The organism is Bacillus sp. FSL R5-0447 (assembly GCF_038606125.1).
Taxonomy (GTDB): domain Bacteria; phylum Bacillota; class Bacilli; order Bacillales; family Bacillaceae; genus Bacillus; species Bacillus velezensis.
Window position 1 is genome coordinate 312,068 of record NZ_CP152012.1, and the last position, 12,930, is coordinate 324,997.

Here is a 12,930-nt window from a genome sequence, read left to right on the forward strand (position 1 = left end):
TTTAAACATCGGAAGGTTAATTTTGGCTTGCCGCTTTAATGCGATAAAGATTGACAAAACTATTTTCAGAATAATATTATAAATATATGATAGCGCTGGAGTCATATTTTAATTGAAAGGTGTTAACTTTATGAATCAATTACATCGCAGAATGGGAACGTTTGCACTCATGATGGTCGGACTTGGGTCGATGATTGGCTCCGGCTGGTTATTCGGGGCGTGGCGGGCGGCTCAGATTGCGGGACCTGCCGCAATTATTTCCTGGATTATCGGTATGATCGTTATTTTGTTTATCGCACTTTCTTACAGTGAATTGGGTTCAATGTTCCCGGAAGCCGGGGGAATGGTAAAATATACTCAATATTCTCATGGATCATTTATTGGATTTATCGCAGGATGGGCAAACTGGATTGCGATTGTTTCCGTTATTCCGGTGGAAGCGGTTGCGTCTGTTCAATACATGAGCTCATGGCCGTGGGAATGGGCAAAATGGACAAGCAATCTCGTTCACAACGGCACTCTTACGGGAGAGGGGCTCGGCTTCGCATCCGTATTACTGATTATTTACTTTTTACTGAATTATTGGACAGTTAACTTATTTTCAAAAGCGAATTCATTGATTACCATCTTTAAAATTATTATTCCGGGGCTGACAATCGGAGCGCTGCTGTTTACCGGTTTTCACGGCGGAAACTTCACATCCGGTTCAAGCATTGCGCCGAACGGCTGGGCGAGCGTGCTGACGGCGGTGGCCACATCAGGTATCGTATTTGCGTTTAACGGGTTTCAAAGCCCGATTAACATGGCCGGAGAAGCAAAAAATCCCGGCAAATCGATTCCGATTGCGGTTGTCGGTTCGCTGTTGGTCGCAACCGTCATTTACGTCCTATTGCAAATCGCATTTATCGGTGCGGTTGAACCTTCCATGATTGTTCACGGCTGGAGTCACCTGAACTTCAACTCTCCATTTGCCGATTTGGCGATCGCATTGAATATCAACTGGCTTGTCATTATTCTTTATGCGGATGCGTTCGTATCTCCGTCAGGAACGGGTATCACTTATACCGCTACGACGTCCCGCATGATTTACGGCATGGAAAAAAATAAATATATGCCGAGCATTTTCGGAAAGCTTCATCCGCTGTACGGCGTGCCGCGCCAAGCGATGATTTTCAACCTGATCATATCGTTTATCTTTCTGTTTTTATTCAGAGGATGGGGCGTGCTTGCTGAAATCATTTCCGTTGCGACGCTGATTTCTTATATCACGGGTCCCGTGACGGTGATGACGCTGCGGCGGACGGCGGCGGATTTGTACCGGCCTCTCCGTCTGAAAGGCCTCAGCGTGGTTGCACCGCTCGGCTTCGTGTTCGCGTCTCTCGTGCTGTATTGGGCGCGCTGGCCGTTAACAGGGCAGGTGCTGTTTATCATTTTGATCGGCCTTCCGATATATTTCTACTACCAAGCGAAAGCGAAGTGGAAAGGATTCCGCAGAAACTTTAAAGGCGGCGTCTGGATGGTTGTCTATCTGCTCAGCATGATGGTCATTTCATGGCTCGGAAGTGAAAAATTCGGCGGTCTGAACATCATTCCGTACGGATGGGATATGGGGCTGATCGCAATCGTTGCCCTTGCCTTCTATGCGTGGGCGCTGAAGAGCGGCTTCAAGACTGAGTATTTGAAAGACGCCAAAGCAATTAACGATCAATTAAAAGGCGGACAGGCTGAAGCCGCTGCCGGAAAAGAATAAGTTATAAAAAGTTGAAGTTTTTGAGAGTCTGAGCCTGTAAGCGCAGGACAAAGGCACCTTTAAGTTGAAAAGCAGGTATAATACCTGAAAACGACTTAGAGGTGTTTTTTCATGGGTGAAATTAAAAATCCGCAAAGTATCGTAATTAGGATTAAATGAAGTGAGCTTTCCAAATTCAAAGAGAAAATGAATCAAAGCCTGTACTAATGTATTTTTATTTTGAACATTTGTTAGGGGCCTTATGGAATCCGATTTAATTACTGGAAATATTCCATCTTATTATCTAGATTACGGTGGCTAGGTTTAAAAACACATTAAAATTTTTAACCATATTTATAAAAGAAAGAAATTATGGTAAACTTTTAAAATTGGAATCGAATAATTCTGGACTTGTTTTTATATAGGAAAAAATAATTAAGGAGAAAAAAGATGATATTTACTGTAGCTATTCCGGTTTATAATGATCAAAACACAATTAGAGATTGTCTTGATAGCGTGGTGAACCAAACAGTTGGAGAGGACAAACTTGAAATTATCTGTGTAAATGATGGTTCAACTGATAAAAGCGGTAATATTTTAGATGAATACATGAGCAAGTACAAGTTTATTAAAGTAATTCATCAGCAGAATAGCGGCGCACCTGGCAGACCGAGGAACAAAGCTATAGAAGCAGCAACAGGTGATTATATTTATTTTCTAGACGGAGATGATTATTTAGGACCTGAAGCTTTAGAAAAGATGGAAGAAAAAATAGTTCAGTATCAAAGTGATATAATTATCGGCCGTTATGAAGGAATTAATAGAGGTGTTCCTGTGGCTGTATTTAAAAAGAATCCAGATTGTTTTTCCTTCCCTGGTTCCAATGCTCTTTTTACGATGAGTGCTCAAAAACTATTTAAACGGGAGTTATTAATTAAACATAATATTCGTTTTCCGGAACACTTCTCTCTAGGAGAAGATCAACCGTTTATGATTCAAGCGTATGCATATTCAAATTCCATAGCCCTTGTTAAAGATTACCCATGTTATTATTTGACCAATCATCAAACAATAGGAAGGGTTCAACTTACTAAGAAACCATTATCAGGTGAAAGTTTTATGTTCAGAATCGAAGAAACATTGGCATCTATTGAATTACTGAACCTTGAAATAGATAAAAAACGGCTGATTTTCTTTCATTACTGGGAAAGGATTATGGAAGTGGAGTTAAGCGCACTGATTTCAAAGTCTTTTCTAATTGAAGATAAAATCTTTATTTTTAATAAATTAAAGAAAATGCTTGACAAGTATCAATACTTAGATTACTACCAGCAGTTTTCTTCCCGCCATAAACTCTTATTACGTTTAATTGAGAAAGGACAATTGGAGGATTTAATTTCTTTCTGGTACGCTGAAAAACAACCTGGTAACATGGTAGTACAACATGGAAAGGTCTATCCAAAACCAGAATTAGCATACAATTTGGCCTTGCATGAGTCTATTTCCTTTCATCGTAATAATAAATTTGAAGGAGAAATAACAAAAATAGAGAAATTAGAGAATGCCGTTTTGTTAGAGGGTTTTTGTTATCATTCACATGTTGACTCCTCAAATGAGCGTTTATTTATCGAAGTCTCTTTGAGAGAACAAAAAGATAAAACAATTTCATTTCCAGCTTATAGAAGCCTTTTTGAAAAAAAATATCCTTTTGAAATAGATACGCAAATTATAACAAAAGAAAAAATCACTTATTTTCACGCGTATATACCTATAGAATCTTTGCTCCACTTAAATAGCGAAGATGGTATATTAGATTTAAGATTAATTAGTAAGATAGAAGATTATACGAAATCATTGAGATTAAAATCGAAAGAAAGCGTTTATTTAAAAAATGCTTCTTATATTGCAAAAGGATGTAAAGAACCTATCGTTATAAACTCGTATCTAACTAAATGGGGTAATCTTTCTCTTGTTGTTAAACATCAAATGTTACATTTTAAAAACTTTGTGTTAACCTGCAGCGGTCCTAGGATTAAAGGACATTTTGATTGTGAAACAGATTTAAGTTTTGGAGAACAGAATTCTTTCCAGGTTAATTTTGGAAGGTTTCTTATGTTTAAACCTGATGTGGTACTTAAAGATTCTACTCGAAAAAAAATGTCATATGATTTTAGTTTTGAAGTAACTAAGCAGGAGTTAAAACAAATTAAGCTAAAAAAGAATGCAGAAGTGATTATTGGTCATTTGCAACAAAGTGTTCCTGTTATTTATAAGGGCAAATCTATTAAAGCAAAAGTTAAGAATATACTAAGACCGTTATTTAAAGGGAGAAATATTTAAAATTAATATTATAAAACTGCACGCGATATACGTGCAGTTTTTGTTTTGAAATCTTTAGATTCGTAAACCTATTGATCCCTATTAGATTTAACAAAATTAAATATATCCGCATAGTTGGTAAACACACCGGTTACGCCCCAATTCAGCAGACGGCGCATGTCCGCCTCGCTGTTTACGGTGTAAGGGTGAAGCAGAAGGCCGTGGCTGCGAATGTTTCGGACATTTTGAGCGTTCAGCGCTTTGTAATCCGGTCCGATTCCGACGGCATATGTTTTAATGTCCGTTAAATCTGCGTCAGTCATTGACGTCATCTGTTCCGCTTCAAGCAATTGGACGGCGGGAAGTTTCGGATCGAGCTGTTTGATTTTCAGAAGGCTGTCCCTGCTGAAAGACTGAATGATAACTTGTCCAAGTTTCGCATGCTTACCTGCCAATTTGTATTTTTTCAGTGAAGCGATCAGTTTTTCTTCCATACCCGGATATGTTTCGGGCGCCTTTGTTTCAATATAATAGTTTGCATGTCTGCCGAACCGTTTTAACACGTCATCAAGTGTGGGAACGCGAAGTCCGGCGTATTGCGGTTTTGCTTTTTCCGGATAGGCCTTATTGAACCAAGAGCCGGCGTCGAGCTTTTGAATCTCGGCTAATGTATGATCCTTCACCCAGCCTTGTCCGTTTGTGGTGCGGTCCAGTTTTTCATCATGCATGACGATCAGCTTGCCGTCTTTTGTCATTTGTAAATCCAGCTCAATATAGTCAGCCTTCATTTTTTGCGCAGTTTCATAAGAAAGGATCGTGTGCTCCGGGACATACCCCGAAGCACCGCGATGGGCAATGGTCAAAATTCTGTCAGGAGACAAGAGGTTTCCTTTTCCCGCCGCCGATACAGGCGTGACGATGAATGACAATAAACCGAATGAAAGCAATACCAAAGCAAACAATTTATGTTTCCGCATGTTTTCTTCCCCCTTAAAAATCAATATCTGTCTCTAGCGTAGAAAATCGTTGTAAATGCTGTACTGCAAAAATATTAATCTTTTATGTTGTTTTCTTACACATGCTCCGCCCGCTTGCCCGTATTCCACGTCATAGCCAAGAAGACGATGGACAGCACGCATGAGGAGATAAGCATGATAAAGCCGCCGTTCCAGTCAAAGCGGTCTACGACATAACCCATGATGGCGTTGGCGAAAGCAGAGCCTCCGATGTAGCCGAAAAACCCGGTTAAGCCGGCTGCCGTTCCCGCCGCTTTTTTAGGCGCAAGGTCAATGGCCTGAAGCCCGATCAGCATGACAGGTCCATAGATTAAGAAGCCGATGCTGATCAGCGCGATATTATCGATGAGCGGATGACCGGCAGGGTTAAGCCAGTAGACCAATACAGCGATAAATACGCCGGCCATGAACAGTACGCCTGCCGGCGCGCGGCGGCTTTTGAAAAACCGGTCGCTGATCCAGCCGCACAAAATCGTTCCCGGAATTCCCGCATATTCATAAAGGAAATAAGACCATCTGGAATCTTCAGGAGAGAACCCTTTCGCTTCCGTCAAATAAGTCGGCGCCCAGTCAACGACACCGTACCGTACGAAATAAACAAAGACATTGGCAAATGCGATATACCACAGAAATTTATTATTCAGCACGTATTTGAAAAGAATTTCTTTGGTCGTCATCTCTTTTTCCTGGTCTTTGAACGCATGCTTCGGATAGTCATTCCGGTATTCTTCAATCGGCGGAAGCCCGCAGGATTGCGGCGTGTCCCGTACGAGAAGAACAATCACAAATGAAATGACGATGGCGATAATCGCCGGAAAGAAAAACACGCTTTTCCAAGTAACAAACATGGCGATGCCGAGAGTCACGAGCGGGGCGAGAATACCTCCGCCTATGTTATGGGCGACATTCCATATCGACATTTTCGTGCCGCGTTCACTGATGGAAAACCAATGAGCCATCGTCCGTCCGCAAGGCGGCCAGCCCATTCCTTGAAACCATCCGTTAATAAACATAAAAATAAACATAATCGTCACGCTTGACGTGACCCACGGCATGGAAACAAATAAAATGTTTACGACACCTGACAAAAACAGACCCGTCGCAAGGAAATACCTCGGGTTGCAGCGGTCAGACACCATCCCCATAATAAATTTACTGAAGCCGTAAGCGATTGATACGGCCGCAAGCACCAAGCCAAGTTCCCCTTTTGAAAACCCTTGTTCCTGAAAATAAGGAATAGCGAAGGCAAAGTTTTTGCGAAGCAAATAATACCCGGCATACCCGATGAAAATCCCCAAAAATACTTGCAGCCTGAGCCGTTTATAGGCCGCATCCGTCTTTGAATCATCCAATCTCTCAATATGCGGAGCCGGCTTAAACAATTGAAACATCATATCCTCCCCTTTGCTGAACGTCTATCATGATGTATGTATGACTCCTTTCCTTGAAAATGACAAAAAGAACCAGAAATCACCCTTGTGAAAGGGCGGGGTTTCCTGGTTCTCCTCATCTCCATCCAAAAATCATTAACTTGTGTATGATAGCGCTTTCTTAAATTATCACAGTCTGACGTGAATGTAAACGCTTTAAGGAAAGTTTTCATTTTTTTGAATAAATAACCGGAGGGAAAATCAGCCGGAGCGCGAAAGATTTGAAGTACTCGATTTTGTACTCAGGCATAAGATGTGTTAGGCCGCACTAAGAAAAGCGAAGGGAGTGCATCTGTTGATTGATGAATTGGATTTTGCGTTCGGTGTTCTGCCGCTTTGTATCATCATCTTGTCAGTCGCCGGAACGTACCTGTTTAAAAACGCGTTCATTATGCCGGCTGCCGCTTTGGCCGTTTGCCTTATATGCACCTTTACCGTATTGAATTTCTCGTTTATCGGGTGGGCCGTTGTGTATACGCTTGTCTCTTTCGCGTTATCGCATATTACGATGGTGGTGATCAGCCAAAATAAAAAATAGGATCGGCGGCAGCCGATCCAGCTATCATAAGCAGAGATGCGCTCTCTGCTTTGTTTTATTTATGAATGTGCAGGAATTCCTTGATGACCGCGGTCTGTTCTTCTTTCGGATAGCTTCTGTACAGATGGCTGGTTAAGCGGACGGGGTCACCGAAGAAGTACCGCTCATATTGTGTCTGTCTTGTTCCGAAGGGGCTCATGGTCAAATCCCATGCGAGGCGGAACACTTTTACCCGGTCCTCAGCGTTCAATTCGGCCGCCTGCAAATATTGGTCAAGGTCTCCTCTGATGTCAGAACGGAACGCTTTTTCAGTCGGTAAAGTCACCATTCCGCTTGCCCCGATCAGCTGAATGATTTCCGTGAAGCGCGGGTAGATGTCGGGAAAAATCGCGCTGACCACACGAAGCGGAGTGACACTCGGACGCATATAACCCCATTCATCTGTTTCCGCATCATTCTCCGACTTTTCCAAAAGGGCTTTCATCGTTTCCAGACCGGTGATGATTTCAGCCATCTTAGCCTGAATATGCTGATATTCGCCCACATCTATCGCTTCGACAAGCGTTTGGGCGAGGCCCAGGAGAAACTCCGTCTTTACAATTTGTCTCGTGATGACTTGATGAAATGCGAAGGCGTTAAAAGAGCTTTTCATATTAAAATCAAAAGCCGCCTCGTAATTATTATAAAAAAATACGCGTTCCCAAGGGACCAAAACGTGATCAAATACAACGATAGAATCCATTTCTTCATATCTTGAGCTGAGCGGATAATCAAACGATGATTTTCCGAGTACGAAAGATTCCCTGCAGATGAATTTTACTCCCTTTGTATTGGAAGGGATTGAAAAAGCGAACGCTTCATCCGATTCAAAATACATTTTAGGCAGAGAAACCACGAGCACTTCATCCGTCAGGCCGCCTTGTGTGGCTAAAATCCGGGCGCCGTGTATGATGAGGCCTTTTTCATTTTTATCGACGACTTTTGCCGAGATAGGTGTCGGCGATACGTTTACACCCATTTGTGAACGATTCACCTGAGGGGTGATAAACGTGTGCGTAAAAGAAAGATCCTGTGCAGCAGCGCGTTCGTACAGCGCTTGAACATGTTCCGGAAAACAATGCTCGCGGTCTTTCAAAAGCGCGGCGGAGGAGGCGAAGCTCATCAGCACGGTATTCATATAATCCGGGCTTCGTCCCATCATTCCGTGCGTGTGTCTGGCCCAATGTTCGAACATGTTTCTTCTTCTTTTTACGTCTTCTTTCGTTTTCGGCTGCAGGTATGAAAGCCCGGCCCGTTCTTTTTTACCGGGAAGACTGTAAGTCATTTGATCTTTCATATCCGGTTTCGTTTGCAAATCATAAAGAGAGCGCTTCGTTTCCAGAAGGCCCTTAAATGCGGGATGCTCAGAAATCTGTCCCTCGATCTTTTCACCATCAAGCCAAATCTCATTTCCAAGCTGATTTAATCGGTCAATGAACATTTTGCCATTAATGATACCCATCATGTCGCCCTTCTTTCTTTGCGGATCCACTACCTCATTATATTGAAAACGAAATTGGGTGTTCCGGTTATTTCCAAAGGAGAAGAGCCTTTTTTGATAAGGGGGGTGAAGGGATTGCATAATAAAAAACCCCTTAAGCAGAGGGGTTTTAACTGATCATGTCTTTGTATCGTTGTTCGAGGACAAAGTCTATCATTCCGGTGATACGGGTGTTTTCAGATTTTTGTCTGAAACGGTCAGACACTTGGATTTTTCTTGAAAACGGAAATACAGCAATAATCCAAACAAGGCCGGCCAGGCCGAAAACCATCTGCAGAGCCATTTCAATCAAATCATTAAAATGAGTGCTGAAAAAAAAGATATATAACGTGATGAATGTGACTGTACATACGATTTTGACAGTATGTTGGAAGGTGAGGGGCGGTTCAGTGAGACACATTTTCATTTGATTCAGTGTGAGCGAATCTTGTTTCATTAAGTATGTAAGCAGTTCTTCGTCATTTTGACTTCGCGGAATCAAATCGGTTTCTATTTTTTGAACGGTTTCCTTGTATGTCTGCATATCAATCTTCATGCGAATCCTCCTTTAGAAATAACTCCAAGAATACTCATTGAGCATTCCTGGAGCAAGGAGCTGCCTGTTCAATTATAGAAATAGTGATAAAACCGTGCTGAACAAGGCTGCAGCTCCTCCTAATTCAGGTGCTAAAACGACTAAAGCACCGATCCCTACAATAACAATAATTCCTGCGCCTGCAATAGCCATGGTATTCACGACAGAATCCCAATCCGGGGAGTACACCTCTTCGGAATCCGGCAACCTGAAGCTCTTTTGTTTTATTTTAAATGTAATGGTAGTTGTTAGTCCAGTTGTAGCACTGTCACCGACCGGAATATCAGGTGTATAAATTTTAAATTGAATATTCAGCGATCCCGCAGCCGGATTGACATACACTTCTAAATAACCGTTGCGGACTGACAAGCTCAGACTGTTAAGCAGGTTTTGATAGGAATCAATTTGTGATGCTGTAAAAGAGACCTGTGAATCTCCCATCAGACCGGTAATATAAGCTCCCGGTTTGCCATTTGTAATGGTAACTGTGTTGGGAGAACCTTCGCTTGGAACTGTTGCCAAAAGTGAAGTAGATAAAAGAATATCCATTTCAGGTGATGCATAAATGGTCTCTGTTTTGTCGAATTCAAACATGGCATTCGCAAGATTCGATATATTTTCTAAAGCAGGAATGGTTGTTAAAATATCCGTCAGCGTGCGCAGTCTTGCATCATACACAGGATCAGAAGGCGGATGGACGCTGCTTGCACCCGAGTCTTTTCCGGAGTATCCGTCTTTGTCAATGGCGACTTTTCCCGCTCCGCTTCCGATCGTGCCTTCATAAAATTGATCAAAAGCCCAGTTTTTCGGCATCGGGTATCCGAGGTTGCCGCTGAATCCGGTCGACATGTTAGCCGTAAAGCTATATTTGGTCAGACCTGCTTCTGACGTCCGGATACAAATGTTTCTCGGTCCGTATACCCCGATTTCATATTTCGGCGCAGTAGAGAACGCCTGCATTTTCATAAAAGCTGACTTGATTTCTTGGAAGTAAGGAATGATTTTATCCGTGACTTCATAATCATACGCATCGAAATCGACCGCAAAGTAAATGGTCGTTCCTGACGGAAAACCTAATCTTCGGGCGGCTGATGCAGCGCTGTACGCATCTCTCGTTCCTTGGTCTTTTACAAAATAAGAAGATTCATAGCCGCCGTCCTGATAAATCGGAAACACGCTTAAGCCGGCATTGAAAATCGCGGAAAGTTCTTTTGACGTTAACGCTTTCGATGTCAGTCCGCTGCTTGTCCGCACATTCCCGGTCAGATATCTTCCCACGATCTTATAGCCATTCTCACGCAAAGTTTTGGCCGTATCTGCCGTCAAAATGGCAGCGGTGTCACAAGCTGAAGCAGCCCGCGTTGTGTCGCCTGAGCTTGATAATAAAGCTTTAATCGTCGGCATGTCCGCATAACCGGTCTGCGGCAGGCACATAAACTTTTGGAAAGCTTTCACTGCCGATACAACGCCGACGCCGTATTTTCCGTCGAATTCACCGGGATCAAACGCTTCCCCATTACAGTAAAGCGCGTATTGAACAATCAAAACAAAGCCTGTCCGTGAATCGCCGGGAGTCAAGGTAGGGCATAAGCTGGTCGTCCCGTTTCCGAAAAATCCATTGGCGACGCTTGTGCTCATGCCTTCTTCTTTTTGCAGAGCATAAATGAGAGCCTTGTTTGTATCGCGGGCGTATAAGCCGTCACAAGGCATCAAGCCGATGTAGTCATTGTAATCCCGGTTCAGGTTCTGCTGGATTTGGCGGATTCTTTTATCGCCTCCCGCTACTAACCGAAAAGCGCTCATATCCAGCAAGGCTTTCATAATGAGTGCCGTGACGATGCCGTCTTGCTTAGTGAGCCCGGCCGCTTTTTGAAACTCTTTTACAGCGCTTTCGGTATTTTCATAGAAAACGCCTGAAAATCCGCCGGGGTTAAAACCTTTACACCACAGCGCCCCTTGCAGAATGTAATTCATGTTTGTCGGCTTTGAATCGGGAGCCTGCTTTTTTAACGGCTTAAACAATCTTTGTGTCGTCGGTCCGAAGTTATCGGCAGGTTCTGAAATACCAAGCTCAATTTGAAGCGCCCGTGTCAGACCGTAAATGGTATCCCAGCCCGTTTTTCCGTTTTCCGGCACTTTGTTGTACCCGTGTCTGCCTTTGTACGTCTCATTCAGCCATTGTTGTGTTTCCAGGACCATTTCGTCCATTGTAATCCCTCCATTGCGTGTAGTGTGCGTTCATTCATAGGTGGCAAACGTATGACAGTTTGTCATGGATGCAGGAGTTTATCCAAGGAGAGCCCCATCATACAGCCGCAGAACAAACGCCGAAAGAGAGGCATTGATAGGAAAAGACCTCGCTATGACAATTGATATAAAAACAACAAAATGAATAGCGGTTTAAAGTAACTTTATCACTTAATCAAAAATAACAAGAATCATAAGTAGTAGTCATATAGTCATTTTAAGGTCTGTTCACATCTCTTCCTGCGGTCAAAATGGTTAGTTGGACGGATTTATGATTGGCTATATTGTCATTAACATAAATAGGGTAAATAGTTACAGGAAGGAAGGATTTTCTCGATGAAAAGCAAAAAGATTTTTAAGTCGCTCATCATTATTTTTACTCTTTTAATCAGCGGAATTGGTTTTATGGGTTTTTCTTCTCCGCAAAAAGCAGAGGCTAAAGACTGGCTTCATACTTATAAAAGCGGGTATTTCACTAACTATGTGATCAATACATATCACCCTAAATTCACTAAAACGACAAAAAAGTACACCTTGAGAGCCGTGACTTTTAAATCCAACAGTAAAGGGAAGGGCACGTATAAAATATACGTCCAAAAGCAAGTCAACGGCAAAGGTGCCTGGAAAACAATCAAAACCGCCAATGCAAAGAAAAATGGAACGACTTATTTTGAAACACCTTCGTTAAAAAAAGGAGATTCATACAGATTTAAAATGGTCAATCAGGGTTCGAAAAAACGTGTCAATTATAGTGCAAGATGGATTGTATTCGCTTCATAATGCTGATTTTCCGGTCTATAAAGTTTTAGCTGCTGCAGCTGCGGCAGCTTTTTATTTTGTCCGGAGCTCAACCGCCAGGGAGCCTGCACCTGTCTATTCGGGCGTACGTTTGTATTCACCGCATCATTCTGGATTATGCGGAAAGGTACATCGCTTCAATGATAAGCCAATCCCGGGTTCTTTTGATTCGTTTGAAAATGTTCTGATATAAAAAAGGCGTGCCGCGGTGTAAAATGGCTATATTGATAAATATGGAGGTTGAGATGGATCAAGATTATATGACTGAGCTTGTCTCGGTCCAGCTGAAGAAAATCCGGTCGGAGAGAGGCTATACGCAAGAGAAAATGGCGGATGTGATCGGCCTTTCTAAAAAGTCGCTGGTGCAGATTGAGAAAGGGCGGGCGCTTGCGGAATGGCCGCACGTTGTGGCGGTTTGCGCGCTTTTCAGATCAAGTGAAACACTGCAATCCGTATTAGGAGATGATCCGCTGGAAGTCATTGAAACGGTTGCTCACCGCACAATTGACAGGCCGAAGGGGAAGACGATGGGCGGCAAGGTGTGGTGGAAAGCCATCGAGAAAAAAGGCGAGTTCCGCTTGCAGCAGCATTTGATTTCCCACCATTACCGCATCCTTGATTCCTATGATGATCTGTGGTTCAGCAGTTTTGAAAAGGCAGAGGCTTTGGAGCGGCTTGATGAGCTGTTTTTGGAGGCGGAAGAAGCGAAGCGCTGACGCACCTCCGGTTGATGTATTTT

Annotated in this window: 10 protein-coding genes; 5 read left to right on the forward strand and 5 right to left on the reverse strand. The window is 42.9% G+C overall.

Annotated features, from left to right (window positions below; translation table 11 throughout):
* Positions 1-130 precede the first annotated feature (130 nt).
* Both NYE68_RS01680 and NYE68_RS01685 read left to right on the forward strand, forming a co-directional pair.
* On the forward strand, positions 131-1,750 hold the full coding sequence (locus NYE68_RS01680) for an APC family permease (RefSeq protein WP_053573782.1): 1,620 nt from the start codon (positions 131-133) through the stop codon (positions 1,748-1,750).
* Between the two features lie 429 nt (positions 1,751-2,179).
* A complete protein-coding gene (locus tag NYE68_RS01685; RefSeq protein ID WP_053573781.1) occupies positions 2,180-4,069 on the forward strand; it encodes a glycosyltransferase family 2 protein in 1,890 nt (629 codons plus the stop codon).
* A 68-nt stretch (positions 4,070-4,137) separates the two neighbouring features.
* On the opposite strand, the gene NYE68_RS01690 is transcribed toward NYE68_RS01685, so the two are convergent.
* Together NYE68_RS01690 and glpT are read right to left on the reverse strand one after the other, a co-directional pair.
* Positions 4,138-5,025 (reverse strand): glycerophosphodiester phosphodiesterase, encoded by an 888-nt coding sequence (locus NYE68_RS01690; RefSeq protein WP_053573780.1) that lies wholly within the window; start codon positions 5,023-5,025, stop codon positions 4,138-4,140.
* Positions 5,026-5,120: 95 nt separating this feature from the next.
* The gene (gene glpT / locus NYE68_RS01695) at positions 5,121-6,455 is read right to left on the reverse strand and encodes a glycerol-3-phosphate transporter (protein ID WP_003156725.1); all 1,335 of its coding nucleotides are present in this window, start codon (positions 6,453-6,455) and stop codon (positions 5,121-5,123) included.
* Between the two features lie 334 nt (positions 6,456-6,789).
* Between glpT and NYE68_RS01700 the strand changes: the two genes are divergently transcribed.
* Positions 6,790-7,032, forward strand: coding sequence for a DUF2651 family protein (locus NYE68_RS01700; protein WP_007408994.1), 243 nt, complete (start codon positions 6,790-6,792; stop codon positions 7,030-7,032).
* Positions 7,033-7,087: 55 nt separating this feature from the next.
* Here NYE68_RS01700 and hpaB read toward each other — a convergent pair whose 3' ends face one another.
* The 3 genes from hpaB to NYE68_RS01715 all read right to left on the reverse strand — a co-directional run bounded on the left by hpaB (position 7,088) and on the right by NYE68_RS01715 (position 11,354).
* Entirely contained in the window at positions 7,088-8,533 is a 1,446-nt protein-coding gene (hpaB, locus tag NYE68_RS01705; RefSeq protein WP_021495313.1) for a 4-hydroxyphenylacetate 3-monooxygenase, oxygenase component, read from the reverse strand.
* A 148-nt stretch (positions 8,534-8,681) separates the two neighbouring features.
* Positions 8,682-9,107: a hypothetical protein gene (locus tag NYE68_RS01710; RefSeq protein ID WP_015416716.1), complete on the reverse strand. Its 426-nt coding sequence runs from the start codon at positions 9,105-9,107 to the stop codon at positions 8,682-8,684.
* 72 nt (positions 9,108-9,179) lie between these two features.
* A complete protein-coding gene (locus tag NYE68_RS01715) occupies positions 9,180-11,354 on the reverse strand; it encodes a glycoside hydrolase domain-containing protein (RefSeq protein ID WP_053573779.1) in 2,175 nt (724 codons plus the stop codon).
* A gap of 375 nt (positions 11,355-11,729) precedes the next feature.
* Here NYE68_RS01715 and NYE68_RS01720 point away from each other — a divergent pair, with 375 nt between their 5' ends.
* Together NYE68_RS01720 and NYE68_RS01725 are read left to right on the forward strand one after the other, a co-directional pair.
* The gene (locus NYE68_RS01720) at positions 11,730-12,173 is read left to right on the forward strand and encodes a Ser-Thr-rich GPI-anchored membrane family protein (RefSeq protein WP_007408999.1); all 444 of its coding nucleotides are present in this window, start codon (positions 11,730-11,732) and stop codon (positions 12,171-12,173) included.
* Positions 12,174-12,436: 263 nt separating this feature from the next.
* Positions 12,437-12,907, forward strand: coding sequence for a helix-turn-helix domain-containing protein (locus tag NYE68_RS01725; protein ID WP_003156718.1), 471 nt, complete (start codon positions 12,437-12,439; stop codon positions 12,905-12,907).
* Positions 12,908-12,930: the final 23 nt, after the last annotated feature.

What these genes read in the sequence shown, in the direction of transcription:
- NYE68_RS01680 (WP_053573782.1), top strand. Translation starts at nt 131, where the DNA reads ATGAATCAATTACATCGCAGAATGGGAACGTTTGCACTCATGATGGTC.
- NYE68_RS01685 (WP_053573781.1), top strand. Translation starts at nt 2,180, where the DNA reads ATGATATTTACTGTAGCTATTCCGGTTTATAATGATCAAAACACAATT.
- NYE68_RS01690 (WP_053573780.1), bottom strand. Translation starts at nt 5,025, where the DNA reads ATGCGGAAACATAAATTGTTTGCTTTGGTATTGCTTTCATTCGGTTTA.
- glpT (WP_003156725.1), bottom strand. Translation starts at nt 6,455, where the DNA reads ATGTTTCAATTGTTTAAGCCGGCTCCGCATATTGAGAGATTGGATGAT.
- hpaB (WP_021495313.1), bottom strand. Translation starts at nt 8,533, where the DNA reads ATGGGTATCATTAATGGCAAAATGTTCATTGACCGATTAAATCAGCTT.
- NYE68_RS01710 (WP_015416716.1), bottom strand. Translation starts at nt 9,107, where the DNA reads ATGAAGATTGATATGCAGACATACAAGGAAACCGTTCAAAAAATAGAA.
- NYE68_RS01715 (WP_053573779.1), bottom strand. Translation starts at nt 11,354, where the DNA reads ATGGACGAAATGGTCCTGGAAACACAACAATGGCTGAATGAGACGTAC.
- NYE68_RS01720 (WP_007408999.1), top strand. Translation starts at nt 11,730, where the DNA reads ATGAAAAGCAAAAAGATTTTTAAGTCGCTCATCATTATTTTTACTCTT.
- NYE68_RS01725 (WP_003156718.1), top strand. Translation starts at nt 12,437, where the DNA reads ATGGATCAAGATTATATGACTGAGCTTGTCTCGGTCCAGCTGAAGAAA.